At 69.6% G+C, this 23,500-nt stretch carries 28 protein-coding genes; 15 read left to right on the forward strand and 13 right to left on the reverse strand.

The features are described from left to right. The 6 genes from ACZ5ZX_RS15040 to ACZ5ZX_RS15065 form a co-directional block, all read right to left on the reverse strand. On the reverse strand, positions 1-497 hold a 497-nt coding region (locus ACZ5ZX_RS15040; RefSeq protein WP_465502549.1), incomplete at its 3' end, for a hypothetical protein. Further along, positions 494-1,573: a molybdopterin-dependent oxidoreductase gene (locus tag ACZ5ZX_RS15045; protein WP_465502550.1), complete on the reverse strand. Its 1,080-nt coding sequence runs from the start codon at positions 1,571-1,573 to the stop codon at positions 494-496. The genes ACZ5ZX_RS15045 and ACZ5ZX_RS15040, both read right to left, overlap by 4 nt. Further along, positions 1,570-2,178: a methyltransferase domain-containing protein gene (locus ACZ5ZX_RS15050; protein ID WP_465502551.1), complete on the reverse strand. Its 609-nt coding sequence runs from the start codon at positions 2,176-2,178 to the stop codon at positions 1,570-1,572. The genes ACZ5ZX_RS15045 and ACZ5ZX_RS15050 overlap by 4 nt, the downstream gene beginning before the upstream one ends. Continuing rightward, complete coding sequence (locus ACZ5ZX_RS15055; protein ID WP_465502552.1) at positions 2,175-2,831, reverse strand: TIGR04282 family arsenosugar biosynthesis glycosyltransferase; 657 nt, start codon at positions 2,829-2,831, stop codon at positions 2,175-2,177. Before ACZ5ZX_RS15055 ends, ACZ5ZX_RS15050 begins: the two co-directional genes overlap by 4 nt. Next, positions 2,828-3,484 carry a glycosyltransferase family 2 protein gene (locus ACZ5ZX_RS15060; protein ID WP_465502553.1) on the reverse strand — a complete coding sequence of 219 codons (657 nt, stop codon included), beginning with the start codon at positions 3,482-3,484 and terminating at the stop codon, positions 2,828-2,830. Before ACZ5ZX_RS15060 ends, ACZ5ZX_RS15055 begins: the two co-directional genes overlap by 4 nt. A gap of 145 nt (positions 3,485-3,629) precedes the next feature. Further along, entirely contained in the window at positions 3,630-4,184 is a 555-nt protein-coding gene (locus ACZ5ZX_RS15065; protein WP_465502554.1) for a copper resistance CopC family protein, read from the reverse strand. A 363-nt stretch (positions 4,185-4,547) separates the two neighbouring features. On the opposite strand from ACZ5ZX_RS15065, the gene ACZ5ZX_RS15070 reads away from it, so the two are divergent. The 9 genes from ACZ5ZX_RS15070 to ACZ5ZX_RS15110 all read left to right on the forward strand — a co-directional run bounded on the left by ACZ5ZX_RS15070 (position 4,548) and on the right by ACZ5ZX_RS15110 (position 12,649). Further along, complete coding sequence (locus tag ACZ5ZX_RS15070) at positions 4,548-5,135, forward strand: hypothetical protein (protein ID WP_465502555.1); 588 nt, start codon at positions 4,548-4,550, stop codon at positions 5,133-5,135. Positions 5,136-5,138: 3 nt separating this feature from the next. Beyond that, the gene (locus ACZ5ZX_RS15075; RefSeq protein ID WP_465502556.1) at positions 5,139-6,041 is read left to right on the forward strand and encodes a copper resistance D family protein; all 903 of its coding nucleotides are present in this window, start codon (positions 5,139-5,141) and stop codon (positions 6,039-6,041) included. 26 nt (positions 6,042-6,067) lie between these two features. Then, positions 6,068-7,048 (forward strand): cupredoxin domain-containing protein, encoded by a 981-nt coding sequence (locus ACZ5ZX_RS15080; RefSeq protein ID WP_465502557.1) that lies wholly within the window; start codon positions 6,068-6,070, stop codon positions 7,046-7,048. A 93-nt stretch (positions 7,049-7,141) separates the two neighbouring features. Beyond that, positions 7,142-7,606: a hypothetical protein gene (locus ACZ5ZX_RS15085; protein ID WP_465502558.1), complete on the forward strand. Its 465-nt coding sequence runs from the start codon at positions 7,142-7,144 to the stop codon at positions 7,604-7,606. Next, entirely contained in the window at positions 7,603-8,232 is a 630-nt protein-coding gene (locus ACZ5ZX_RS15090; RefSeq protein WP_465502559.1) for a cupredoxin domain-containing protein, read from the forward strand. The genes ACZ5ZX_RS15085 and ACZ5ZX_RS15090 overlap by 4 nt, the downstream gene beginning before the upstream one ends. A gap of 64 nt (positions 8,233-8,296) precedes the next feature. Continuing rightward, positions 8,297-9,649 carry a hypothetical protein gene (locus ACZ5ZX_RS15095; RefSeq protein WP_465502735.1) on the forward strand — a complete coding sequence of 451 codons (1,353 nt, stop codon included), beginning with the start codon at positions 8,297-8,299 and terminating at the stop codon, positions 9,647-9,649. A 10-nt stretch (positions 9,650-9,659) separates the two neighbouring features. Then, positions 9,660-10,358 (forward strand): response regulator transcription factor, encoded by a 699-nt coding sequence (locus tag ACZ5ZX_RS15100; RefSeq protein ID WP_465502560.1) that lies wholly within the window; start codon positions 9,660-9,662, stop codon positions 10,356-10,358. Beyond that, positions 10,355-11,404, forward strand: coding sequence for a sensor histidine kinase (locus ACZ5ZX_RS15105; RefSeq protein ID WP_465502561.1), 1,050 nt, complete (start codon positions 10,355-10,357; stop codon positions 11,402-11,404). Before ACZ5ZX_RS15100 ends, ACZ5ZX_RS15105 begins: the two co-directional genes overlap by 4 nt. A 54-nt stretch (positions 11,405-11,458) precedes the next feature. Beyond that, a complete protein-coding gene (locus tag ACZ5ZX_RS15110; protein WP_465502562.1) occupies positions 11,459-12,649 on the forward strand; it encodes a serine hydrolase domain-containing protein in 1,191 nt (396 codons plus the stop codon). Between the two features lie 424 nt (positions 12,650-13,073). Here the strand turns inward: ACZ5ZX_RS15110 and ACZ5ZX_RS15115 are convergent, their stop codons facing one another. Beyond that, complete coding sequence (locus ACZ5ZX_RS15115) at positions 13,074-13,877, reverse strand: MBL fold metallo-hydrolase (RefSeq protein ID WP_465502563.1); 804 nt, start codon at positions 13,875-13,877, stop codon at positions 13,074-13,076. A gap of 68 nt (positions 13,878-13,945) precedes the next feature. Beyond that, entirely contained in the window at positions 13,946-15,007 is a 1,062-nt protein-coding gene (locus ACZ5ZX_RS15120) for an NAD-dependent epimerase/dehydratase family protein (protein ID WP_465502564.1), read from the reverse strand. A 128-nt stretch (positions 15,008-15,135) separates the two neighbouring features. On the opposite strand from ACZ5ZX_RS15120, the gene ACZ5ZX_RS15125 reads away from it, so the two are divergent. After that, positions 15,136-15,636 carry a MogA/MoaB family molybdenum cofactor biosynthesis protein gene (locus ACZ5ZX_RS15125; RefSeq protein ID WP_005155592.1) on the forward strand — a complete coding sequence of 167 codons (501 nt, stop codon included), beginning with the start codon at positions 15,136-15,138 and terminating at the stop codon, positions 15,634-15,636. Between the two features lie 105 nt (positions 15,637-15,741). Here ACZ5ZX_RS15125 and ACZ5ZX_RS15130 read toward each other — a convergent pair whose 3' ends face one another. Next, positions 15,742-16,020: an Rv0909 family putative TA system antitoxin gene (locus ACZ5ZX_RS15130; protein WP_465502565.1), complete on the reverse strand. Its 279-nt coding sequence runs from the start codon at positions 16,018-16,020 to the stop codon at positions 15,742-15,744. 55 nt (positions 16,021-16,075) lie between these two features. Between ACZ5ZX_RS15130 and ACZ5ZX_RS15135 the strand changes: the two genes are divergently transcribed. After that, positions 16,076-16,261, forward strand: a complete 186-nt coding sequence (locus tag ACZ5ZX_RS15135) for a hypothetical protein (protein WP_465502566.1) — start codon at positions 16,076-16,078, stop codon at positions 16,259-16,261. A 6-nt stretch (positions 16,262-16,267) separates the two neighbouring features. On the opposite strand, the gene mscL is transcribed toward ACZ5ZX_RS15135, so the two are convergent. The 3 genes from mscL to ACZ5ZX_RS15150 all read right to left on the reverse strand — a co-directional run bounded on the left by mscL (position 16,268) and on the right by ACZ5ZX_RS15150 (position 17,828). After that, complete coding sequence (mscL, locus tag ACZ5ZX_RS15140; protein ID WP_465502567.1) at positions 16,268-16,672, reverse strand: large-conductance mechanosensitive channel protein MscL; 405 nt, start codon at positions 16,670-16,672, stop codon at positions 16,268-16,270. An 86-nt stretch (positions 16,673-16,758) separates the two neighbouring features. Next, entirely contained in the window at positions 16,759-17,400 is a 642-nt protein-coding gene (locus ACZ5ZX_RS15145; RefSeq protein WP_465502568.1) for an SAF domain-containing protein, read from the reverse strand. A gap of 116 nt (positions 17,401-17,516) precedes the next feature. Further along, positions 17,517-17,828, reverse strand: coding sequence for an FmdB family zinc ribbon protein (locus ACZ5ZX_RS15150; RefSeq protein ID WP_465502569.1), 312 nt, complete (start codon positions 17,826-17,828; stop codon positions 17,517-17,519). Between the two features lie 160 nt (positions 17,829-17,988). Here ACZ5ZX_RS15150 and ACZ5ZX_RS15155 point away from each other — a divergent pair, with 160 nt between their 5' ends. The 4 genes from ACZ5ZX_RS15155 (at position 17,989) to ACZ5ZX_RS15170 (ending at position 22,836) form a co-directional block, all read left to right on the forward strand. Beyond that, complete coding sequence (locus ACZ5ZX_RS15155; protein ID WP_465502570.1) at positions 17,989-18,627, forward strand: class I SAM-dependent methyltransferase; 639 nt, start codon at positions 17,989-17,991, stop codon at positions 18,625-18,627. After that, on the forward strand, positions 18,624-19,994 hold the full coding sequence (locus ACZ5ZX_RS15160) for a pyridoxal phosphate-dependent decarboxylase family protein (protein ID WP_465502571.1): 1,371 nt from the start codon (positions 18,624-18,626) through the stop codon (positions 19,992-19,994). Before ACZ5ZX_RS15155 ends, ACZ5ZX_RS15160 begins: the two co-directional genes overlap by 4 nt. Positions 19,995-20,318: 324 nt before the next feature. Beyond that, positions 20,319-21,590 (forward strand): glycosyltransferase family 2 protein, encoded by a 1,272-nt coding sequence (locus ACZ5ZX_RS15165; RefSeq protein ID WP_465502572.1) that lies wholly within the window; start codon positions 20,319-20,321, stop codon positions 21,588-21,590. Next, positions 21,583-22,836 (forward strand): MFS transporter, encoded by a 1,254-nt coding sequence (locus ACZ5ZX_RS15170; RefSeq protein WP_465502573.1) that lies wholly within the window; start codon positions 21,583-21,585, stop codon positions 22,834-22,836. The genes ACZ5ZX_RS15165 and ACZ5ZX_RS15170 overlap by 8 nt, the downstream gene beginning before the upstream one ends. An 82-nt stretch (positions 22,837-22,918) precedes the next feature. On the opposite strand, the gene ACZ5ZX_RS15175 is transcribed toward ACZ5ZX_RS15170, so the two are convergent. Then, positions 22,919-23,491, reverse strand: a complete 573-nt coding sequence (locus tag ACZ5ZX_RS15175) for a dihydrofolate reductase family protein (protein WP_465502574.1) — start codon at positions 23,489-23,491, stop codon at positions 22,919-22,921. Positions 23,492-23,500 lie beyond the last annotated feature (9 nt).

Here is a 23,500-nt window from a genome sequence, read left to right on the forward strand (position 1 = left end):
CTCGTGGCCTTTTTTTTTTCGGGGGCGGGGGCCGGGGCGGGGGGCCGCCTCGTTCTCGGGGTGTGTTGGGCTGTATGCGTTAAAACCCCAAAACCCCAACACACGACCAGCGCGGCCACGAGCACACCGAGCCAGACGACGCCCAGGGTCACCAGCAGACCGGTGACGGTGTCGGCATCGTGCAGCCCGGGATTGGCGGCGCCGCCGAAAGGCCGCCACAGCAACGGAATCGCGAGCAGCGTCAGGACACCGGTGAGGACCGCACCCGTCTTCACCGGGGTCCTCCAGCGTTCCGGCAGGAATCCGTTCAGCGCGAGCCCGGCGGCGCCGACCAGAGGCGCGACCAGCAGGTCGTGCACCAGCGGACCGCCGGCAAGCCAGCCGAATGTCCCGAACACGTCCGGGCGCAAGGGGAACGCGTATTCGGCGAACAGCACCGCACCCCAGGCGAGTGCGCCCAGGCCGGGCAGGAACAGCAGCAGCCGCAGCGTTTTCACAGCGTCTCCAAGCGGGTGACCCATTTGGTCTGCAGGACGCCCGGCCGGTTCGGGGCGATGATCCGGCACGGGAAGCCGTGGTCGGCGTCGAGGATCTCGCCGTCGAGTTCCAGGGCCAGCAGGGTGAGTTCGTCCTCGGTGTGCGCGCCGGGCAGTTCGCTGATGCCATAGATGCCTGCCTTCTCCAGCGAGAACACGCGAACCGGCGTACCCGGTGAGCTTCCGGCGTTCCGCAACAACTCCGGCACCGAGACACCGCTCCAGCGCGCGGACTGGCTCCAGCCCTCGACACAGGCGATCGGCAAGTCGGCCGACGTCTGGGGCAGGGCGCGGAGCTGGTCCAGCGAATAGGTTTTCGTGCCGTTCGGGGTCACCACCGACAAGCGCCAGTTCGGATCCCGGGCGGCGTCGAGGACACCGGCCGCGGCGGCCGTCCGGTTCACCGGCAAGCCCTGTGGTCCCTTGTCACTGCGCCAGGACAGTCCGGAAACGGTGCGCAGCAACGGAACCGTCGCGCCCGCCGTGGCGACGACGGCGACGCCCGCGGCCAGCCAGGTCGTACGGAGAAAGGCGCGTCTTGAGGGTTCGGGCTCTGTGGTGAGCGCGCGGCGGACCACCGGCAGTTTCACCGCGACGTGTACCAGTATCGAGCCGATCGCCACCCACGCGACGGCGTAATGCAGCTGCGGGAAGTAGAACGTCCACGGGTAGTTCTGCGCGACGTTGAACAGGCCGGTGACGAGCTCGAAGAACGCGGCCGCGGACAGTACCAGGATCGAGAGGCGTTCCAAGGCGTGCGGCAGGCCGCGGAGCACCGGGCGCTCGAACAGTTTGGGGAAGACGCTCCACAGTTTGGCCAGCAGCAGGGGAATCGACGCGATGCCGGACAGCACGTGGGTGCCCTGCGTGACCCGGTACAGCCAGACCGGGCGGCTCGGCCAGCCGAACCACGACGGCGGATGCTGGATGAGATGGCTGACGAGGCCGGTGACGAAGCACAGGGTGAACGTGACGGCGAGCGCGAGTCCGATCCGGGATGTCACCCGTTCCGAATGCGCGGCGGAGCGGAACCTCATGCTTTCTCCAGGCAGGCGAACCAGCGATGACCGCGGCGGGTGGCCCAGGCGACGCGGAACGCGCTCCGGGCGGCGAGTCCGGCGATGGCTTCGACGCCGACCCACGCCCAGGTGAACCAGGCACCGTCGTCGGGACGCAGGCGGACCCGGTCCTGGCGGACGCCGCGGCCGGGTGGGTCGAGTTCGACGAGCACCGTCCCGCCGTCGGCGATCAGTTCGGCCGTCCGCGACAGCAGGCGCAGCGGATCGCCGCCGATGCCGATGTTCCCGTCGGCGAGCAGGACATGCCTCCACCGCCCTTCGCCGGGGACGCGGTCGAAGACGTCGCGGCGGAGCGCGACGGCGCCCCTGGCGTGGGTGAGCCGAACGGCGGTGGCCGAGATGTCGACGCCGAGTGAGGCGATGCCGCGTTCGGTCAGCGCGGCGGTGAGCCTGCCAGGGCCGCAGCCGATGTCGAGGGTCGGGCCGGAGCAGGCGTCGAGGAGAACGTCGTCGCCGTCGCCGGGTACGGCCGTCCAGCGGTCCACCGGCAGCTCGACACGTTCTCCGGTCGCCAGTTCCAGCCAGCAGCGCTGTCCGAGCAGACCGGTGTCGAAGGCGGTCACCGGACTTCGACGACCGCTCGGGCGAACCGGCCGTGCGGATTCGCCGCCGCCACCCGGCGCGCGTCCGTGATGGTGTCCACATCGGACAGTGTGGGCAGGATGCCGGGACACAGGCCGATCTCGGTCAGTGCCCGCAGGGTCTCTTGGCCGGTGTCGTGCCGGGACATCGGAACCCCGGCGAGTGCCTTGGCGTGCAGAGGGTCGGCCAGGCCGAGCGCCCACCAGCCACCGTCCTCCGCGAGCCCGAGTACGGAATCCCGGGTGGCCAGCGGTTCCGCGGCCGCGGCCAGTGAGTCCGGCGTGACCTGTGGGGTGTCCATGCCGATCTGCAGCACCGGAAGCCCAGGGTGGAGGGCGGCGGTGTCGGCGTGCGCGTTGGCGAGACGGACGTCGAAACCGTTGCCGCGCTGAGGAAGTACGTCCGTCTTTTCCAGGACCGCGGCGATCTCCTCGCCGCGCGCGGCCTCGCCGAGTTCGCCGGTCAGCGCGACGACTACCCGCGCTTCCGGTGTCAGCAGCGCGGCGTCGAGGGTGTCGAGCAAGGAAGCGGCCGCGATCCCGGCGGCCTGTCCCGGCGTCGCGGGCGGGCAGAGCCGCGTCTTCGCGAAACCGGGTACGGGCGCCTTGGCGACGATCAGCAGGCAGAAGGTCATCGGCTCAGCACCCGCCCGAAATCCCGTGCGGCGCGCAGCGTTCCGCGCAGTGAACCGGAGACCTTCGACTTCGTGCCCTTGGCGCGTTCACCGTAGGAGACGTCGAACTCGACGACCCACCAGCCCGCCCGCCGGGCCTTGATCAGCAGTTCGAGCGGGTAGCCGAAGGCGCGGTCGGTGACGCCGAGGTCGAGGAGCGCTTGCCGCCGGACGGCCCGCAGCGGCGCGATGTCATGGACCGGAAGACCCTTGAGCCGCAACAAGGACGAGACCACCGCGTTGCCTGCCCGCGCGTGCCATGGCCAGACGCCGGAACCGGACGGCACTCGCCGACCGACCGACAGATCGGCTTCGACGAGGCCGTCCACCAGCCTCGGCAGCTCGGCGAGGTCGAGGGACCCGTCGGCGTCGGCGAAGCAGACGACGTCCGCGGTCGCCGCCTCCAGTCCGGTGTGTACCGCGGCGCCGTAGCCGCGCCGGGGTTCGTGGACGACCTTCGCCCCGAGCCTGGCCGCCACTTCGGCGGAGCCGTCGCTGGAGCCGTTGTCGACCACGATCGCCCGGTAACCGTCGGGCAGGGCCGCCAATACCCCCGGGAGCGCACCGGCCTCGTCGAGACAGGGAAGCACGACGTCAACTTCGTCATCGTTCACGAACAGCACGGTAAGTCCGGACTGGACGGCCGAAAACCCTTGTCGTGCTTACCGAATCATGACATCGGCGAAGTTCTTACCGAGTTCTGACGGTTCGCTTCCCCATCCCGACGGCTGCTGTGAATCCGGCTATGGTGGCCGGTTTTCACGGCTTCGCGATCAGCCGGGCCACGAACACCCCGGCGATCGCGACCAGCGCGGCCGCGGCGATCCACGGCCACACCGGCATCGAGTCGTCCACCGCCGGACGGGCCACCGCGGTTTCGGTCCGCACCACCGGATCGGCCGCCGCCTTTCCGGAGCCCGCCGTGGTGAGCGTGAACGGAACCGAACCCGACACCGGATGGCCGTCCGCGGACACCACCCGGTACTTCACCGTGTAGACGCCGGCGGCGCCCAGCGTCCGCAGAGGCGCGGACAACTTCTCTCCGGTGACCACGGGTGCGCCGCCTTCCCAATGCGACGAGCCGTCCGGGCCGAGTACGGCCAGTTCGGTGAAGCCGCGGTCGAGCGGCTCGTTGAACACCAAGGTGACGGCGGCGGGTGCGGCGGCGATCGAGGAGTCCTTCGCCGGGTCGCTCGAAACGAGCACGCTGTGCGCCATGGCGGGCTGGACGACGGCCAGCGACGTGAACAGCACGAGTGCGGCCATGAAGGCGCCGCGCAGCCGGTTTCGTGCCGATGGCGGGGAAAAGGACATGGGTGACCCTCACAATTGCGTCGGACGGCCGGGGGAATGGGAGCCCATCGTCGGGGACGGAATGGTCGGCAGCGTTGCGACGGCGAAGGTTCGCGCTACAACCGTGTTAACGAAAACTCACCGATGTCCGCGTGGCGGCAGCCGGAAACGGGCACGGTACCCGTGGCGTTCACTCGAATGGCCGTGCCGGGCGGGCATTCGGCCGCAGAACTCACAGCCGTCCGGCGGCAAGCGGCCCGGTTCCTTTACCTGGCCTTCATGTGACGATCATGCCTGGTAACGCGACACCTGGTTTTCTTCTGGCCCATCGAGCCCGTTCCCTTTCCCGCTCAATTCTCGTTTTCCGTATGGGAGGACGCCTTCGTGGCCTTGCGAGGAATCGCCCCGCGCCGTGACCAGCTGATCGCGGCGAGCCTTACCGGCGCCGTCGTGATCGTGGTCGGGTACGCCTCGGGTCTCGGCCTGAAACCCGGGACGGCGATGGCGGAGAACCCGCCGGTGCTCACCCAGCAGCCTCCGCCGTCGGCAGCCACTCCGTTGCCCGGCGGTGAACCACCGCCTCCCGCGCCGATCCCTTCCCTGCCCGCGCCCGCGGTTCCGGTCACCGACATCCCCGCCCCGGTGGCCCCGCCCGCGCCGCCCGGCGGCATCGAGGTCCCGCCCCCGGTGCCCGTCCCGGACCCCGTTCCCCCGCATCCGCATCCGGATCCGCCGTCGGTGACGCCGCCGCCCACTCCGCCGCCGCCCGGTGCCGAGCTGCCCGCCTGCCAACCTGGTGTGGCGCAACAGGTACTGGACACCGTGGCCGCGCTCCCGTTGCTCGGCGGGATCACCGGTGGTCTCGGGGTGACGGGGGCGGACGGGCTCGGCGCGACCCTGCTCGGGTACTGCCGCGCACCCGACGGCGCGGTCGTCCTCGAGACGGTCCCCGCCCCCGCACCGGTGCGGTGAGTCATGGTCAAGACCTGGTACGTACTTGCCCGCTGCGTCGACTACTTCGGCATGACCCTGTTCACCGGCGGACTGTTCTTTCTCGCGTTCCTCTGGCCGGACGGCGCCGCGCAAGGCCGGGCGCGCAAGATCGTCGGGATCGGCTGGCTGCTCGGTTTCGCCGGCACGGTCGCGGGTCTCGGCCTCCAGGGCGCGTGGTCGGCGCAACGTCCGGCCGCCGATCTCTTCGACTGGGACCTGCTCGGGCAGGTGCTGGACACCCAGTTCGGCCGGGTCTGGTTCGCGAAGGCGTTGCTGTGGTTGCTGGCGGGCGTCGTTCTCGCCGATCTGCTGCAACGCGGACGGGCCGCGGCGCGTTCGACGGCGTGGCGGGTCGGCGCGGGAGTGGTGACACTGGGGCTGCTGCGTACGACCGGGTTGACCGGGCACGCGGTCGAAAGCACCCGGCCGTTGCTCACCCAGCTCGCGGATCTCGTGCACCTGGCCGGAATCTGCGCGTGGATCGGCGGACTGGCCGTCCTGTTGTTCGGTGTGCTGTCCCGGCGTGATCCCGGTGAGCTCGCCGCCGTCGTGCCCCGCTACTCCCGGCTGGCGATGGTGTCGGTGCTCGCGGTGATCGCGGCGGGCGTCGTACTGGCGTGGCAGACGGTCGGCAGCTGGGCTCGACTGTCCACAACGGACTACGGGCGCACGCTGGTCGTCAAGCTGATCGTCCTCGCCGTCGTCCTCGTCATCGCGCAGGGCAGCAAGAGCTGGGTCTCCCGGCGGCTGGATTTCGCGGTCGTGCTGCGCGGCGACGCCGCCACCGTCCGCCCCTTCGTCTATTCCGTCGCCGCCGAGACCGCGCTCGTCATCGTGGTCCTCCTCGCGGCGAGCCTCCTCGTCACGGCCAGCCCCGGCCGGTGACCGCCCTACAGAAAGGAGTGTCCTTCATGGACAACCCAGAGCCCAAGAACCCCGCCGCCGAGGCCCCGCCGGTGGTGCCCGCGCGGCGGACCTGGCCGGTGGCGGTGGCCATCCTCGCCCTGGGTGTCGCGCTGTTCAGCCTCGCCACCCTGCGGGGCGGGCAGCAGGCGGACACCGCACAGACCGCCGACGTCGATCTCGCCGCGTTGTCCAAGCAGGGACCGCTGGCGGTTCCGCTGTACCAGGGACTTTCCCAGGAGAAGGCGGCGCCCGCGGCGGCACCGGCGGCGGCCAAGACGGTCGAGATGATGGGGTACAAGTTCAGCCCCGCGAGCCTTTCCGTCGCCGTCGGCGACACGGTGACGTGGACCAACCACGACACCGCGCCGCACAACGTCGTCATCACCGACGGCCCGGAGAAGTTCACCTCGCCGACGTTGCAGCAGGGGCAGACCTTCAGCCACACCTTCACCAAGGCCGGCGACTACTCCTACTACTGCTCGATCCACCCGGACATGAAGGCGTCGGTCAAGGTGGAGGGCGCCGGCACTCCACCGACTTCACAGCCGAACCCGACGAGCGCCCCGCCGACCTCGACGAGCAGCAGCAAGCCGCCGACGTCTTCGCATTCGATGCCGCCGACGACCCCCGGCGGAGGATCCTGTGTGCCCAAGGGAGTGCTTCAGCCGATCATCGATCACGTCAAGGCCGCGCATCTGGAGACCTCACCCGGTCAGCAGGTGCAGGACATCCTCAACCTCGACCAGTACATCAAGACGCATACGGTGTGGCTGGAATCCGTCCTCGCCCCGGTGCTGGACGGCTCGGCCGACAAGGTCGTCGCCGACACGCTCGCACCGATCATCGCGCACATCAAATCCGCGCATCTGGAGACGTCGCTCGGCCAGCAGGTCACCGATCTGCTGAACCTCGACCAGTACATCAAGACGCATACGGTGTGGCTCGAAACCGTGCTCACCCCGTTGCTGAACCAGGCGAGCTGCTGAACCAGGCCGGTCACTGAACCGCAGGGCCCGGCCGGTAAGCGGCCGGCCGGGCCCTTCGCCAGTATCCACGTTCCCCTCCCACGGAGACGAGCGATGTCCGACACCGAACTCCTGCCCGTCCCGGTCCAGGCCGGCCACCGGCTGCGCCCGGACCGCTGCGTCATCGAGCCGTCGATCAGGGTCCTGCGCTTCCCCTTGGCACGGGGCAGATTCGCCGCGACGGCGGGATACCTGGACATCTCCGGGGAACCGGCGCTCTTCGTCGAACTCGACGTCCCTTCGCTACGCACCTATCCGTGGCCGTTGCGACGATTGATTCTCAAGCGCCGCACGACCCGCGTACTCACCTTCACCTCCGACGAAGTCGTCGTCGACGAAAGGCAGGTACTGATCGAAGGGCGGATCGGGGAAAGAGGGCTCGTGCTCGACGGAGCTCTGCGTTATGTCGATGAAGAACGGATAGTGTTATGGGCCAAGGGAATTCTGCCGCGGCCACGGCGGGCGCCGTGGTTCGTCCGCCGGGTCCACGTCGAGATCGCGATCGAGTTCGTGCGATGAGGCGGCTCACCGGATTCGCGTGTGCGGCGGTTTTCCTGATCCTGCAAGCCAGCTATCTCGCTCCGCCGTCGAAGGCGGCCACGCAGCAGGTGATGATGCAGGACTACGCCTACGGCCCGGCTTCGCTGACCGTACGGGTCGGGGACACCGTCACCTGGATGCAGCACGATCAGGCACCCCACGACGTCGTCACGACGAGTGCCCCGGTCGCGTTCCGCAGCCCGCAGCTTTCGTCCGGGCAGAGCTGGAGCTACACCTTCACCAAGCCGGGCACGTACTCCTACTACTGCTCGGTGCATCCGGACATGCGCGCGTCGGTCACCGTACTGGCCGCGGAGACACCCACGAAGCAACCGGCTCCCGTCCCGCCGAAACAGACCACGGCCCGGCCGACCACGGCCCCGGTGTCGGCGCCGGCCAGCCCGACGGCGAGTGCGCCGCCGTCGAGCAGCGCGTCTTCGGCCCCGGCGGCTCCCGCCACCGAGCCCGCGACCCCGGCCCCTCCCGTGACCCAGCAGGCGGCGGCCACGGCACCCTCGCTCGACCCGATGCTGCTGATCGCCGGGATCGTCACGGCGGTGGCGGTGCTGTGCCTGCTGCTCGTGGGGTCGCGACCGGCGGGGTGAGCGGGAGTCTTACCGAGTTCTGACGGACCGGGCTTCCCGGCCTTCGAACGTCGAAAACGTGGTTATGGTGCCGGTGATGTCCACTGTCACCGCTCCCGTCCGTACGGGTCGCCGGGCCGATCTGATCGCCGTCGGCCTGGCGATGCTCGTCGTCGGCGCAGCGATCGCCGTCGGCCTCCACTACAACCGTCCCGGTTCCGGCGTGGTGATCTACGCCTTCGCGCCGCCCCTGTTCGGGCTGTGGTTGCCGCACGTCGGCCCCGGGACGGTCGCCGCCGTCGTGCTCGCGCTCGTGGTCGTCACCAAAGGTCCCTCGCTCGCCGCGCGGCTGCGCTGGCGTCCGCTGCTCGTGCTCGGTTACGTGGCCGCCGTGGCGTGGACGTTCTCGCTGGCCATGATCGACGGCTGGGCCAGGGGGTTCACCGGCAGGCTCGCCACGGAACACGAGTACCTGCACGAGGTACCCGGGATCACCGACATCCCGCGGATGCTGAGCGAGTTCTCCTCGCGCATCCTGGATTTCCAGCCGAACTCGTGGACGACGCACGTCTCCGGGCATCCACCCGGCGCGACGCTGGTCTTCGTCTGGCTCGATCGGCTCGGGCTGCACGGCGGCGCCTGGGCCTCGGCGTTCGTCGTGCTGGTCGGCTGCCTGGTCGTCGTCGCCGTCCCGGTGACGCTTTCCGCGCTGGGCAGGCAGGACGCGGCGCGGACGGTGCTCCCGTTCGCCGTGCTGACGCCCGGCGCGATCTGGATCGGTGTCTCGGCGGACGGGCTCTTCGCGGGGGTGACGGCCACCGGGATCGCGCTGCTGGCGCTCGCGGCCAGGCGGCGGATCCTCGCGCTTCCGGCAGGCCTGTTGCTCGGGTTCGGGCTTTTCCTGTCCTACGGGCTCGTGCTGCTGGGGTTGATCGCGCTGGCCGTCGTCGCGCTGACCCGCCAGTGGCGGATCCTGCTCCTCGCCGCGCTCGGGGCGGCCGCGGTCGTCGTGGTGTTCGCGTGGGCCGGGTTCTGGTGGCTCGACGGCTATCACCTGGTGGTCGAGCGCTACTACCAGGGGATCGCGACGCTGCGCCCGTACTCCTACTGGGTGTGGGCGGATATCGCGGCGGTGCTGATCGCGATCGGACCGGCCGTGATCGCCGGGACGCGGCGGGCGGGCGCGGAGTTCCTCGCCGGGCCGAAACGGTCGTTCCGGGAGCCGGTCACGCTGATCGTGACGGCCGCGGTGCTGACGATCGTGTTCGCCGACCTGTCCGGCCTGTCGAAGGCGGAGGTCGAGCGCATCTGGCTACCGTTCGCGGTGTGGCTGCTGCCCGCGGTCGCGCTGCTGCCGTCGTCCCGGCGGCGGTGGTGGCTCGCCGCGCAGGCGGCCACGGCGCTGGTGGTGAACCATTTGGTGCTGACGAGCTGGTGAGGTGGATGTGATGGCCGAACAGGGCCGCGTACTCGTGGTCGACGACGACGAGACCGTCCGGGACGTCGTCCGGCGGTACCTGGAGGTCGCGGGCTTCGACGTCGACGTCGCCGGGGACGGCACCGAGGGGCTGCGGCTGTTCGCCGAGACCGCCCCGGATCTGGTGGTGCTGGACGTGATGATGCCCGGCCTCAACGGGCTCGAGGTGTGCCGTCGCCTGCGGCAGATGAGCCAGGTCCCGATCGTCATGCTGACCGCGCTCGGCGAGGAGGAGAACCGGATCGCCGGACTCCAGCTCGGCGCCGACGACTACGTCACGAAACCCTTCAGCCCCAAGGAACTCGCGCTGCGGGTGGCCTCGGTGCTGCGCCGGGCGAGGATGCCCCGCCCGGCGCCGGCGGCCACCGAACTCGCCGACGGTGACCTTTCGCTGCAGATGACCGCGCGGCAGGCGAGTGTCGGTGGCGTGGAACTTCCCTTGACCAGCCGGGAATTCGATTTGCTCGCGTTCTTCCTCGCCCATCCGGGGGTGGCGTTCTCCCGGGCCGACCTGCTGGAAAAGGTGTGGGGCTGGGACTTCGGCGATCAGTCCACCGTGACCGTCCATGTGAGACGGTTGCGGGAGAAGATCGAGAAGGATCCGGCGAAACCCGTCCGGGTCGCCACCGTCTGGGGTGTCGGTTACCGGTACGACCCGGTGCGGCCATGATCGGCGCGGGCGAGTCGTTCGCCGAGATGCTGGCGCACGCCTGGCACATCCTGCCGTTCGCGCTGCTGTTCACGCTGCCGGTGGTGCTGCTCGGCGGGCTGGCGTTGTATGTGCTCAGACGCGGTTCGCTGGCCAGCACGATGACGGTGCTCGTCCTGATCCCGGTGCTCGCGACGCTGGTCGCGGTGCTCGGCGTCAGCGGGTTCATGTTCACCCCCGCGCTGACCACGATGACCCTGGTCTGTCTGCTGGTCGCGCTGGTGACCGTGCCGGCGGCGCTCGTGCTCGGCCGGTTGATCGCGCGCCGCAGCGTGTGGGAGCGGGAGGCGCGGGAACGGGAGCGCGCGGCCGAGGCGTCGCGGCGTGAACTCGTCGCGTGGATCAGCCACGACCTGCGGAGCCCGCTGGCCGGGATCCAGGCGATGGCCGAGGCCGTCGCGGACGGCGTCGTCGCCGATTCCGGCGAGATCACCGACTACGCGCGGCGGATCAGCGGGGAGACGACGCGGCTTTCGGGCATGGTCGGCGACCTCTTCGAGCTGTCGCGGATCACCGCGGGCGCGCTGGAACTGACCATGGCCGCCGTGCCGCTGCGTGACGTGGTCAGCGACGCCGTCGCCGCGCAGGCGCCGCTCGCCGGGCAGAAACGGGTGCGGATGGTCGAGCGGGCGGACGCCTGGCCGGTCGTCTCCGGAAGCGACCCGGAGCTGGCGCGGATCGTGCGCAACCTGGTGTCCAACGCCGTCCGGCACACGCCGCCGGACGGGACGGTCGCGGTCCAGCTCGGTATCGATGGCGGCGACGCGTTGCTGGCCGTCGACGACGGCTGCGGAGGGATCCCCGACGACGAGATCGGGCGCGTCTTCGACGTCGCGTTCCGCGGGACACGGGCACGGACGCCCGAGCGCGGTGGGCTGGCGAGCGGCGGCGGACTCGGGCTGGCGATCGCGAAAGGGCTCGTCGAAGCCCATCGCGGCCGGATCGGCGTCCGCAACCACGGGCCCGGCTGCCGCTTCGAAGTCCGGCTGCCCCTCTCGACGCCCTGACCGTGTCAGTGCCGTGTCACCGCCGTGTCAGCGCGGACGGCGAATGTTGCCGCCATGACGACTTCAGCGAGTACAGCCAGGAACGGCAAGAGCCGGGTCCTCCGGCGAGCGGGGATCACGGCGTTGGCGGCGACGTTGCTGGCCGGGGCGGCCTTGCCAGGGGTGGCCGCCGCGGACCCCGCCGGAAAGGATCGTCCGGACCTGCGGGCGATGGTCGGGGAGATCGCCGGCTCCGGTTTCGCCGGCGCGCAGCTCCGGGTGCACGACCAGCGGGGCGACTGGACCGGTAGCGCCGGGGTGCGCAAGCTGGGCGAGACCGCGAAGCCGCCGACGAACGGGCGGTTCCGCATCGGCAGCAACACCAAGACCTTCGTGGCCACCGTCGTGCTGCAGCTGGTCGGGGAGGGCAAGCTCGGCCTGGACGCCCCGGTGGCCGGCTACCTGCCCGAATTCGGCCTTGACCGGCGGATCACCGTGCGGATGCTGCTGCAGCACACCAGCGGGTTGTTCGACTACACCGGCGCGGTGCTGCCCGACGGTACGGTTGTCCCGGGAATCCCCTTGCAGGGCAAGGAATTCCTCGACAACCGATACCGCACCTACCAGCCGGAGGAGCTGGTGCGGTTCGGCCTGTCCAAGCCGCCGCTGTTCGCGCCTGGCACGGACTGGACGTACACGAACATCAACTACGTGCTGGCGGGGCTCTTGATCAAGAAGGTCACCGGCAACCCCTACGGCGACGAACTCCAGCGGCGGATCCTGCGCCCGCTCGGCCTGCGGGACACCGTGGTGCCGGGCACGTGGCCGGGCATCCCGGGGCCGCACGCCCACGGCTACTACCGATACGAGGAGGCGGGGCAGTGGAAGACGGTCGACATCACCGAGCAGAACCCGTCGTGGGCGTCGAGCGCCGGTGAGCTGATCTCGACGACCAAGGACCTGCACACGTTCTTCTCCGCATTGCTGGGCGGAAAGCTCCTGCCCGCCCCGCTGCTGGCCGAGATGCGCAAACCGCATCCGAAGGGTGGCTACGGGCTCGGGCTGTACGTCCAGGAGTCGAGCTGCGGCACCGTCCTCAAGGGCATGGGCGGCTTCCACGGCTACGGGACGCTGATGGCCAGCACACCGGACGGCAGCAGGACCTACGAGCTGTCCATGACCTACGGTGACTCCGCGGCGGACCTGGGGCAGGCGTACTTCAACGCGGACAAGATGCTCACCGACAAGGTGCTCTGCGGCAAGTGATGGTGTGTCCGTGAAGGCCTCCTTCCCTGCTCTCAGGGTCAGGGTCCGGCAAAGTCGCATAACTGCTGGTCGGCTCCACCGCTGGAGCGGGACAAAGCGAACGTGTCGTGGCGGATCCGGCGGGAGCGTCTCACGCAAGGGTCCTCACCCGGCTCTTGACTGTCCATAAGGGACATTTCGCGAGACGAATGTGCCCGGTTTGGGGTCGTGAGTGTTAATGAGCGTTCTGGCCAAGGGTGTTTGCGGTGCCTGCGGTGGGTGGGTCCGGTAGCGGTCGGGCCGTGAAGGACTCCTTGAGGGACCCAGAGTCCCTCAAGGAGTCCTTCACGGCCTGGGAAGGCCTTCACGCGCTTCCCCCACGAGCCAGGCCCGCAGGTGACGAGGAGGTACCCACCCGAATCGCCACTCACGACCGACCAGGCGATCAGAGGCGGCGGAACCCCAGGTCCGGGAAATGGGCGGGCGCGATGATCGCGCCGGTCTCTCCGGCTTCGGCGAGGAGCCGCTGGCGGGTGCGGAGCGCGAGGTCCGGGTCGAGGTCGCTGAGGAAGCCGATCTTGGCGTCCGTCAGCTGTGCGGGCGTGTGCAGGACATCGCCGAGCAGCAGCAGGCGCTCGTCGTCCGCGGTGATGTCGAGGATGTAGTGGCCCGGTGTGTGGCCGGGAGCGTGTCTCGCCACGATTCCGGGGGCGATCGGGACGTCGTCGCCGCTGATCGCCTCGGTCAGGCCCGCGCCGCGGGCGGTCTCCATGCCGACGCGGCCCCACTCGTCCGTCCCGGCGGGCTCGATCAGGGCTTCCCAGTCGAGTCGCCCGAAGACGACCCGCGCGCCGGGGAAGGTCAGGTCGCCTTCGGGGGCGATCCAGCCGGTGTGGTCGTTGTGCAGGTGGGTGAGGAAGACGGTGTCGATCTCACTCACCGGGCAGCCCGCCTTGTCCAGGGCGGCCGCGAGGTCGCCGCCGGTGCCCATGGCCGGGGTGGGGTCGCCCTTGGCGGGTGTCATTCCCTTGGGGAAGGCGAATTCACGCGGGCCGAGGCCGGTGTCGACGAGGATCGTGCGGCCGTTGCCGCGGATCAGGTACGCGCCGGTGGGGACATGGACGGTGCCGTCTTCGTCGAGCACCTCCGGGTGGGCTTCCGGGTCGAGACCGGGGAAGAAGGCGAGCGGCAGCCTGATCAGCCCGTCGCCCAGCGCCTCGATCTCGATGTCGCCGATGGTGATGCCCACAAAACCCCCAAGGTCGGTCCGCTTGTCCGCGAACGACAACCGCGCGGGAGCCCGGTCTGTTCCCGGTTTCAGAGACTCGCCGGTTCCCGCAGTTCAGCGGTGGCGAAGCCGGCGATGCCCTCGGCGAAACCGGTCTCCGCCTTGAAACCGAGCAGTCGTTCCGCGCGGCCGGGATCGGCGACCACGTGCCGGACGTCGGCGGGCCTCGCGCCACCCGCGATCACCGGCGCAGGACCGTCGCACGCCTTCGCGAGCTCTTCGGCCAGTTCGCCGACCGTGTGCGGCTGTCCGGAGCAGATGTTCAGTGGCGTGAGTTCGCCTTCGGGGCCGTCGGTGTGAAGTGCGAGGACGTTCGCCCTCGCGACATCGTGGACGTGGACGAAGTCGCGTTGCTGCTTGCCGTCCTCCAGCACGGTGGGTGCCTCACCACGCTGCAATGACGAACGGAACAGCGACGCGACACCGGCGTACGGGGTGTTCTGCGGCATCCGGGGTCCGTAGACGTTGTGGTAGCGCATCGCCCAGACCGTTCCGCCGGTCTGACGGGCCCACGCCGCCGCGAGATGTTCCTGAGCGAGCTTCGTGGCGGCGTAAGTGCTTCGCGGCTGAAGCGGCGCGTCCTCGGGGACCAGCCGCCAGCCGAGTTCGGCACCGCAGGCGGCACAGGTGGGCTCGAAGCGTCCGGCGTCCACATCGGACCGCGTCCGCGGTGACGGCGGCACGATCCCGTGTTCAGCGCATTCGTAACGGCCTTCGCCGTAGACGACCATCGACGACGCGAGCACGAGTTTCCGAACCCCGGCGGCGTGCATGGCGGCGAGCAGCACAGCGGTGCCGTAGTCGTTGTTCAGCGCGTAGGACGGCGCGTCGGACGGGTCGATCCCATGCCCGACGACGGCGGCCTGATGGCAGACCGCCTCGACGCCGTCCAGCAGTCCGGCGACCAGTCCTGGGTCGGTGACGTCACCGTGCAGGAACCGGTGACGTCCGGTGTAGCCGGGAGGACGCGACGAGCCGTGCGCGGTCCGCAGGAGGTTGTCGAGGACGACGACCTCGTGGCCCTGATCGGACAGCAGATCCGCGATATGGGAGCCGATGAACCCGGCCCCGCCGGTTACCAGTGTTCGCACCCTTCCGACGCTAGGGGCGATCCCCGCCGACGGCCCCGGATCCGCCGCGCACGTCAGGGAATCGTCACAACTCGTGGCCCGTGCCACCGCGGGAGCGAAGATCAGCCGAAACCGGATACGGTGTGCGTATGGAACGGAGCGCACAACGGCTGGGCCGCGCACTGGTGGTCATCGTGGACGATCGCGTCGCCCACGGCGAGCACGAGGACAACACGGGACCGCTGGTCACGGAGCTGCTCGAAGAGGCGGGGTTCATCGTCGACGGCGTCGTGGTGGTCGAGGCCGAGACGGCCGCGATCCGCAACGCGCTCAACACCGCGGTGATCGGTGGTGCCGACCTGGTGATCACCGTCGGCGGCACGGGGGTCTCCCCGCGTGACCGCACGCCCGACGCCACGGCCGGGGTACTCGACCGCCCGATCCCGGGCATCGGGGAGGCACTGCGCGCGTCCGGCCTCGCCGCCGGCGCGGTGGACGCGGGTATCTCCCGCGGGCTCGTCGGCGTCTCAGGCAGCACGCTGGTAGTCAACCTCGCGGGTTCGCGCGCGGCGGTCCGCGACGGTATGGCGACGCTCTCGTCGCTGGTGCCGTACGTGATCGACGAGCTTTCCGGGCTCGAAGAGGCCTAAGTGTCTGTTGGTGAACCCGCGTCCGCGATAGCGGGGCCTCCGGCCGGGGCGGGTTCACGCGTCGTGTCCCTTTCGTGAGACACGTCGCGGCTTCGCCAACAGGCTCTAACTCTTGCCGGCGGGTCCGGGCTCTGTCCCGGGCTCGCCCTTTTTGTCCTGGTGCAGCACCCCTTCCACTTTTTCGGTGACCTTGCCGATCTTGTCCTCGAACCGGCCGCCGGTGACCTTGTTCGCCCCGGCCGACGCCGCGGTGACGCCCTTGGCCGCGGCATCGCCTGCCTTCTCGGCCAGCGGGCCCGCCTTCTCACGGACTTCGCCCGCGACTTCTTCCGCTTTGTGGATGGCCTGCGCGGCCAGCCCCTTCGCTTTGTCGACAATGCTCATGCGCTGATGGTCCCACCGGTCGGCGTGCCCCGCGACCGGTGCGAAAATGGGTGTCATGCCAGGTGAAGACGAAGACAAGCGCCCTTCGGCGGCCTCTTCCGCGCGGAAGCGGCGCCGGGTCGACGAGATCTTCGGCGACGTCCTGCCGGACACGACCTCCGACGAGCGGGAGCCGGGTCAGCGATCCCCGGACTCCGACTCGTGGTACCTGGAGAACCGGCCGCCTCATCACGACCGGTGATCCGGATCAGCCCTCGCGGCTCTGCTGCGCGCGCAGGAGGTCACGGATCTCGGTGAGCAGTTCGACGTCGGTCGGCTCCGTCGGACCCGCCTCTTCACCGCGCTTGCGCCGCTCCTGGATGTGCTTGACCGGGAGCACGATCACGAAGTAGACGACGGCGGCGACGAGCACGAAGTTGATCGCCGCGTTGATCACGCCGCCGAAGTCGAGGAACGTGGCGTCGTTCGCGCTGAGGATGTTGAAGCCCAGCCCCTTGGCGGCGTCCGAACCGCCGATGGTGTTGATCAGCGGCTTGATCAGGCCGTTCGTGAACGCGGTGACGATCGATGTGAACGCGGCACCGATGACCACCGCGACCGCGAGATCGACGACGTTCCCGCGCATCAGGAAGTCCTTGAAACCCTTGAGCAAGACGCTCTCCTCTTCACCTGGGACGGTTGCCGACCGTCCCTTTTCCGTACCAGGGGGACGCAGGCGCCCGCCGGGGCAGGCGCGAGCTAGCGGAGGGTAACCGTTAAGGACCGTTCCAGCGAAGTCGCCGCCACCCGTGTCGCGATCGCGGTGGGCAGGGAGAGCAGCACCAAAGGTCCCTTGCTCCCCGCGCTGGGATGCTTCGCTTCGGCGGTCTCCTGTTCGCCGACGGCGGCCACGACGGCCGTGCTGGCCAGCACAGACGCCTCACGGCCCGCTTCGGCGGCCGCGACGACGTCGACCCGCTGACCCGGCCGCAGGAGTGCGGCGATCCCGGCGTCGGCGAGCCTCACCGGCACGGTCGAACTTTCCGGATCACCCGTTCCGGGGATGGCCGCGCTCAGCATGCGGACGTCGGTCAGCGGCTCACCCGCCCGTGCCGCCCCGATGAGCAGCCGCCCCTCGACCGAGGCGGTCTGGCCGGTGGCGCCCTGTGGACGGATCTCGTCCGGGACGTCGACGACTTCGAGGTCCTCGGCGCGCAGCACCGTCCCGGACGGCAGATCACGGGCGGAGACCACCGTCGGTGTCCCGGGCGCGCCGCGGGCCGAGGCGGGCAGGAAGAGGGCGACCAAGCCGCTGAGCAGCAGGGACAGGGCGAGCCAGCGGCGGAGCAGCCGCGCGGGCCTGCCGTGGAGTCTTCGCAGGACGGGCAGATCGTGGAACACGGGATTCCCCCTCGTCGATCGGTGATGCTTTCGACGCTAGGGGCGGTGCCGGGCGCGGAGAAAGAACGAAAACCCCCGGCTGTGGATAACCGGGGGCCTGTGGACAACTCGGGACGTCAGGAAGCGGCGGCGGCCGTTTTCGTCGTACCCGTGGAGGAGGATGCCGGGCTCTTGGTCTCCGACTTCGACTCGGTCTTCGACTCCGACTTGGTCTCGGTCTTGGCCGGCGCCGAGGTCGTGCTGGCCTTCGAGTCGCGGGAATCGGTGCGGTAGAAACCGCTGCCCTTGAAGACCACGCCGACCGAGCTGAAGACCTTGCGAAGCGGACCCGAGCACTGGGGGCACACGGTCAAGCTCGCGTCGGAGAACGACTGCACGGCCTCGAAAGCGTGGTCGCATTCCTTGCAGGCGTACTGGTAGGTGGGCACTGCTGCTCCTTCGTGCATTGGCACTCAGCCGACAAGAGTGCTAACACAACACGGTACCGGGGCATTCCGGCGCAGGTCAAACAAGGTTTCCCAAGGTCACATGATGTCCTGGTCACGCATGTCACGATGGCCGGGCGGACGAGGGGGGAAGGTGGTCGCCATGCCAGGCCCAACCGGTGATCCGTTCGGCGGGAGGCCCCCGACCAGTCACGAGCGTATGACCGGCCTGTCCTGGGACGCGTCGTATCACGAAGGCCCCGCGCCCTGGGACTTCGGCGGCCCGCAGCCGGCGGTCGTCAAGGCGGCGGACAGGTTCGCGGGCGAGGTGCTCGACGTGGGTTGCGGGTCCGGGGAGAACGCCCTTTACCTCGCTTCACTCGGCCTCCAGGTGCTGGGCGTCGACGTCGCCGAGACGGCCTTGGCGCGGGCTCGGCGGAAGGCCGGCGAGCGGGGGCTCGAGGTCGAGTTCGCGACGGCGGACGCGCTCCATCTGGAGCGACTCCAGCGCGGCTACGACACGGTGCTCGATTGCGGGCTCTTCCACACCTTCGACGCCGGCGAACGCCTGCGGTACGCGGAAAGCCTCGGAGCGGTCACCAAGGGAACGCTGTTCATCCTGTGCTTCAGCGACGAAGGGGAGACCACCGGGCCGCACCCCGTAAAACGGGAGGCGCTGACGGCCCCCTTCGGTAAAGGATGGCGCGTGAAGGCAATCGAAAGGGAGCGCGTCCGGACCAGGTTCCATGACGAGAACGGCGCGCCTGCTTGGTTCGCGACGATCGAAAGAGAGTCACCGTGAGCGAGCTTCGAGATCTCTTGGCCGACACCGTCGCCCGCGTGGCCGACTATCGCGAGCGCGTGTCCGAAACGCCGGTCTTCCCGGACAGCACGGACGGCGTCCGGGAAAAGCTCGGCGACCTGCCCGAGAAGCCTGCCCCGCCGTCGGAGGTGATCCGGCGGCTGGCCGACGCCGTCGAACCCGCGCTGGTGTCGACCACCGGGCCGAGGTACTTCGGCTTCGTCGTCGGTGGCGCGCTCGACGCCGCGACGGCGGCCGACATGCTGACGACCGGCTGGGATCAGGGCGCCTTCAACCAGATCACCTCGCCTGCCGCCGCGATCGTCGAGGACGTGGCGGGCGGCTGGCTCAAGGATATCCTCGGCCTGCCGTCCGGCGCCTCGTTCGGGTTCGTGACCGGTGGCCAGGGCGCGAACACGGTCGGCCTGGCCGCGGCTCGCCATCACGTCCTCGCCAAGGCCGGGTGGGATGTCGAGCGACGCGGGCTGAACGGGGCACCGCCGCTGCGGGTCGTCGCCGGCGAGGAGCGCCACGCGACGATCGACGTTTCCTTGCGCTTCCTCGGCCTGGGCACCGACGTCGTCGAGCCGGTGCGCGCGAACGCGCAGGGTGCCATCGACGTCGCCGACCTCGAACGGGTGCTTGATGGCCCCGCAATCGTTTGCCTTCAGGCGGGGAACGTGAACAGCGGTGCTTTCGACGACTTCAGGACCGCGATCCGGATCGCCCACGAGCATGGCGCGTGGGTCCACGTCGACGGCGCGTTCGGGCTCTGGGCGGCGGCGAGCCCGGCGACCCGGCACCTCACCGAAGGGATCGAGGGCGCCGACTCGTGGGCCGTCGACGGGCACAAGTGGCTCAACGTCCCTTACGACTGCGGGTACGCCTTCTGCGCCCATCCCGGCTCGCACAAGGCCGCGATGTCGGTCACGGCCGCCTACCTGACCGGGCAGGGAGACGGCGGCGTGAGAGCGCCGGGCGATTTCGTGCCGGAGTCCTCGCGCCGGGCACGGGGCTTCCCGACGTGGGCGGCCATCAGCGAGCTGGGCCGCGCGGGGATCGCCGAGATGGTCGAACGATGCTGCGCTCTGGCGCGAAGGTTCGCCGAGCGGCTCGACGCGTGTGAAGGCGTCAGCGTCGTGAACGACGTGGTGCTGAACCAGGTTCTGGTGAGTTTCGGCGACAAGACCGACAGCGTGGTCGAGGCCGTACAGCGTTCCGGCGAGTGCTGGATGGGCGCGACCACCTGGCACGGCAGGCGGCTCATGCGGATCTCCGTCTCCAACTGGAGTACGACCGAGGAGGACGTCGATCGCGGTGTCGCCGCGATTCGAGCCGCCTGGGCGTCCGTCGCCGCCACCGGATAGGCGTATCTCGTCCCGCTCAGCGTCCGCGAGGTCACGGCGCGGACGCTGAGCGTTCCGAGGAGTTCGGGCAGTGCCACGGCTCCGCGTGCGGGGAACGGCCCTCTACTCGGTCAACGACGGTATCGGTCGCGGACGACGCGCGACCTCTCCCCGATTGCGCCGCGTCTCGTCCTTTATGGACAGTAAGGCTCGGGTCTTCGAGATTGTCGGCAATCAAGAAGACGTTCCGCCCTGTGGCCGACTGTCACGCTCGGTGTCCGAGTCATCTCAAGGAGACCGAGGGACGGAGGAGCAGTGCAACCGCATCCCTGTGACTGCAGTCCGATGTGCGTGTTGCGAGCGACCAATCCGATGCGGATCCGGCCGACCCGCACGGGTGGCAAGACGTTCGCTTCGGCATCGGCTTATTGGAAGGCCGAGCCGGGGAGCGCGGATCTCGCGGGGCGGATCGTCCGTTACGTCGTCCTGGCCAACGATCCCGCCGTGCCGGACGTCGCCGCCGACTACTGGATGCACAGCGAACGCTTCTACCGTGCCGTGGTCGACCCGCTCGAAGCCGCCATCGGCCACGATCCGGCGTACCGGCGGCTCGTCTCGCGGCCGACCGACACCTTCGCCGAACGTCGGCTCGAAGAGCGCGTCGTCGCGTTGCTCGACGAAAACCCCGTTCTGGCACGAAAACTGGGCAGTGAAGCGGACGCCGCGGACGACAACGTCTACATCAACTACTTCCGAGGCAGGCTCTACGAACCGGAAGCCGGGCCTGCCGGTCTCGACCGGCTGACGGAGCTCGCTCGCGGCGTACGGTCGCGGCCGTCCGGCACCGGCGACGAGATCCTCGTCGTCGTCCCACTGTCCGATCGGGACGGTGCGGGCCGGATCCGCAACCTGACCGCCTGCCTGCTCGCGTTGCGCGACCAGACCTTTCCGGCCGACCGCTACCGGGTCACCGTCGTCGAGTTCGACGAGAAGCCGCGGTGGAAGCACCTCGTCGAGCCGCTGGCCGACCACTACGTGCACATCGAGGGTGAGGGGCTGTTCAACAAGTCCTGGACGCTGAACGTGGGTGTCCGCGAAACCCTTGGCGCGGCGAGGACCCTGTGCCTGCTCGACGCGGACATACTGGTGGACCGGGAATTCCTGGAGCGCAACCACGCCAGGTTCACCGACCAGCGGCACGACGCGCATCTGCCGCATACCGAAATGCTGTCGCTGGACGCGCCGTCGAGCGACTGGCTGATCGAACGGCGATGCGGCGAGAACACGCCGGAAGCACCGCTGGCCGGGGCGCGCGGACTGCTGCTGCGTGACGTCCCAGGCGCGTGTCTGTGGACGCGGCCGGAGATCTTCCACCGCATCGGCGGCTTCGACGAACGCTACAAGGGCTGGGGCGGCGAGGACGAGGACATGCTTTACCGCATCTCCGCGGCCGGGGACGTCACCCAGTACGACGACGTCTTCCTGCACCTCGCGCACCGGCGGCCACCGATGCGCGACGCCGAGGGGAAACCCTTCAACGCGCACGTGGAGGTGGGCAGCTGGACCGGCGAGTCCGGCTTCGGCGACGCGTCCGGTGTGGCGAGCGGCGATGAGTAGCGGGCCGGAAATCCATCCGGTGAAGGACGTGCGCCGCCAGCGGATCGCGATCTCGGGGATCTTCCTGATGGTCGGGATCATGCTCGGCTCGTGGTTCGCGCGCGTACCGCAGCTGCGGATCGAACTGGGACTGAACTTCGCGGAACTGGGCATGGTGCTGCTCGCCCAGACCGTCGGTGTCCTGCTGGCGATGCAGCTGGCGGGACATCTGTCGAACCACCTCGACAGCCGGGCGGTCATCCGGGTCACTTCCGTTGCTCTGCCGTGGTTCCTGCCGCTGATGGCGGCGATGCCGAACGCGCTCACCGCCGGTCTCGGCATGCTGACCTGGGGCGTCATCGCCGGCCTCCTCGACGTGTCCATGAACGCGCAGGGCGTGGAAGTGGAACGGCGGACGCGGCGGCCGGTGCTCAACAGCCTGCACGCGGTATGGGGCATCGGCGCGTTGCTCGGCTCGGGCGGCACGGTGCTGGCCGTCCGCGCGGAATGGTCGCTGAGTTCGCATTTCTGGGTCGTTTCGGTGCTTCTCGTCGTCATCGCGCTGTTCAGCGGCCGCTGGTTGCTGACGGAGTCTTCGGTCGCTTCGTCTGTCTCGCCGCGGGCGTCGCGGGTCGGGTTCCTGTCCGGGTGGACGCGTGCGGTGATCGTGCTCGGCGGTCTCGGCGCGGCGGTGGCGCTCTGCGAAGGCGCGGTGTCCAGCTGGGGCGGCGTCTTCCTGAGCGAGCAACGCGGTGCGGCGGCGAACATCGCGTCGCTGGGTTACTTCGCGTTCATCGTGTCGCAGACCGGGACGAGGCTCGTCGGTGACCGGCTGCACCGGCGATTCGGTGCCGTGGCCCTCGTCCGCTGGAGCATGGCGATGACCGGCGCGGGCGTGCTGGTCGCCGTCGCCGTGCCGAGTGTCTGGTTCGGGCTGGCCGGGCTCGCGATGGCAGGCTGTGGGCTCGCCGTGGCGATCCCGATCATCTCCAGCGCGGTCGGGCACGGCACGAAGTCCAACACCAGCCTCGCGATCGCGCGGTACAGCACGCTGCACAACGCCGGCGTACTCGCTGGTCCGGCGATCTTCGGCTGGCTCGCCCAGACCTTCGGGATCAGTACGGCGCTGACGTTGCTGTTGGTGCCGCTCGGGGTGATCGTCGTCTTCGCCGTGGCCACGGCTCCCGCTTCGGCGCGTGCCACGGTGGCCCAGCCGGCGCCGACACCGGAAGGCGAGACGGAGCCGGTGGTTCCTCGGGCCGCTTAGGACTGTCGTGAGTGGCCTGTCCCGCCTCCAAGCACGCGAGTGCGGTGCCGGGTCACCCGGGCCACCATCCCGCGGGCAGGTCTCAGCCATGCCGGACGGGCCGGTAGATCAGCTCCTGGGTGCGGCCGTCGAGCGTTCGGCTTTCGAGCAGGTCGAGGTCGAAGTCGGCCGCGTCCTGGAAGATCGGGCGTTCTCCGGTCCGACCGGTGAGGACGGGGAAGATCGTCACCTGGACGCGGTCGACCAGACCGGCGGCCATCAGCGTCCGGTTCAACGACAGGCTGCCGTGCGAACGCAGAGGCACGTCGGACTCCTCCTTGAGCCGGGCGATGACGTCGACGGCGTCGCCGCGCACGATGGTCGCGTCCGGCCAGTCGAGCGGTTCCCGCAGCGTGCTCGACACGACTGTCGCCGGAAGGGCCCGCATCCGGGTGACCCAAGGGTCGAGCGACTCCGCGTCGAGCGACGACAGCATCCGCGCGTTGAGGGAGGCCGTGGCCGCCCCGAACACCATCCGCTGCGGCTCGTCGTACAGCGACAGACGACGTTCGAGCAGCTCGGGGCCCTGCTTGCCCCAGTAGCCACCCCAGTCGCCGTTGTGCGAACCGAAGCCGTCGAGGCTGCAGAAGATGTCGAAGGTGTAGGGGACGGTCATGGCGCTCTC

It is taken from the genome of Amycolatopsis sp. NPDC033938 (genome assembly GCF_055575975.1).

What these genes read in the sequence shown, in the direction of transcription:
- ACZ5ZX_RS15100 (WP_465502560.1), top strand. Translation starts at nt 9,660, where the DNA reads ATGGCCGAACAGGGCCGCGTACTCGTGGTCGACGACGACGAGACCGTC.
- ACZ5ZX_RS15125 (WP_005155592.1), top strand. Translation starts at nt 15,136, where the DNA reads ATGGAACGGAGCGCACAACGGCTGGGCCGCGCACTGGTGGTCATCGTG.
- ACZ5ZX_RS15090 (WP_465502559.1), top strand. Translation starts at nt 7,603, where the DNA reads ATGAGGCGGCTCACCGGATTCGCGTGTGCGGCGGTTTTCCTGATCCTG.
- ACZ5ZX_RS15095 (WP_465502735.1), top strand. Translation starts at nt 8,297, where the DNA reads ATGGTGCCGGTGATGTCCACTGTCACCGCTCCCGTCCGTACGGGTCGC.
- ACZ5ZX_RS15085 (WP_465502558.1), top strand. Translation starts at nt 7,142, where the DNA reads ATGTCCGACACCGAACTCCTGCCCGTCCCGGTCCAGGCCGGCCACCGG.
- ACZ5ZX_RS15155 (WP_465502570.1), top strand. Translation starts at nt 17,989, where the DNA reads ATGCCAGGCCCAACCGGTGATCCGTTCGGCGGGAGGCCCCCGACCAGT.
- ACZ5ZX_RS15165 (WP_465502572.1), top strand. Translation starts at nt 20,319, where the DNA reads ATGTGCGTGTTGCGAGCGACCAATCCGATGCGGATCCGGCCGACCCGC.
- ACZ5ZX_RS15135 (WP_465502566.1), top strand. Translation starts at nt 16,076, where the DNA reads ATGCCAGGTGAAGACGAAGACAAGCGCCCTTCGGCGGCCTCTTCCGCG.
- ACZ5ZX_RS15055 (WP_465502552.1), bottom strand. Translation starts at nt 2,831, where the DNA reads ATGACCTTCTGCCTGCTGATCGTCGCCAAGGCGCCCGTACCCGGTTTC.
- ACZ5ZX_RS15105 (WP_465502561.1), top strand. Translation starts at nt 10,355, where the DNA reads ATGATCGGCGCGGGCGAGTCGTTCGCCGAGATGCTGGCGCACGCCTGG.
- ACZ5ZX_RS15045 (WP_465502550.1), bottom strand. Translation starts at nt 1,573, where the DNA reads ATGAGGTTCCGCTCCGCCGCGCATTCGGAACGGGTGACATCCCGGATC.
- ACZ5ZX_RS15110 (WP_465502562.1), top strand. Translation starts at nt 11,459, where the DNA reads ATGACGACTTCAGCGAGTACAGCCAGGAACGGCAAGAGCCGGGTCCTC.
- ACZ5ZX_RS15130 (WP_465502565.1), bottom strand. Translation starts at nt 16,020, where the DNA reads ATGAGCATTGTCGACAAAGCGAAGGGGCTGGCCGCGCAGGCCATCCAC.
- ACZ5ZX_RS15175 (WP_465502574.1), bottom strand. Translation starts at nt 23,491, where the DNA reads ATGACCGTCCCCTACACCTTCGACATCTTCTGCAGCCTCGACGGCTTC.
- ACZ5ZX_RS15080 (WP_465502557.1), top strand. Translation starts at nt 6,068, where the DNA reads ATGGACAACCCAGAGCCCAAGAACCCCGCCGCCGAGGCCCCGCCGGTG.
- ACZ5ZX_RS15065 (WP_465502554.1), bottom strand. Translation starts at nt 4,184, where the DNA reads ATGTCCTTTTCCCCGCCATCGGCACGAAACCGGCTGCGCGGCGCCTTC.
- ACZ5ZX_RS15075 (WP_465502556.1), top strand. Translation starts at nt 5,139, where the DNA reads ATGGTCAAGACCTGGTACGTACTTGCCCGCTGCGTCGACTACTTCGGC.
- ACZ5ZX_RS15170 (WP_465502573.1), top strand. Translation starts at nt 21,583, where the DNA reads ATGAGTAGCGGGCCGGAAATCCATCCGGTGAAGGACGTGCGCCGCCAG.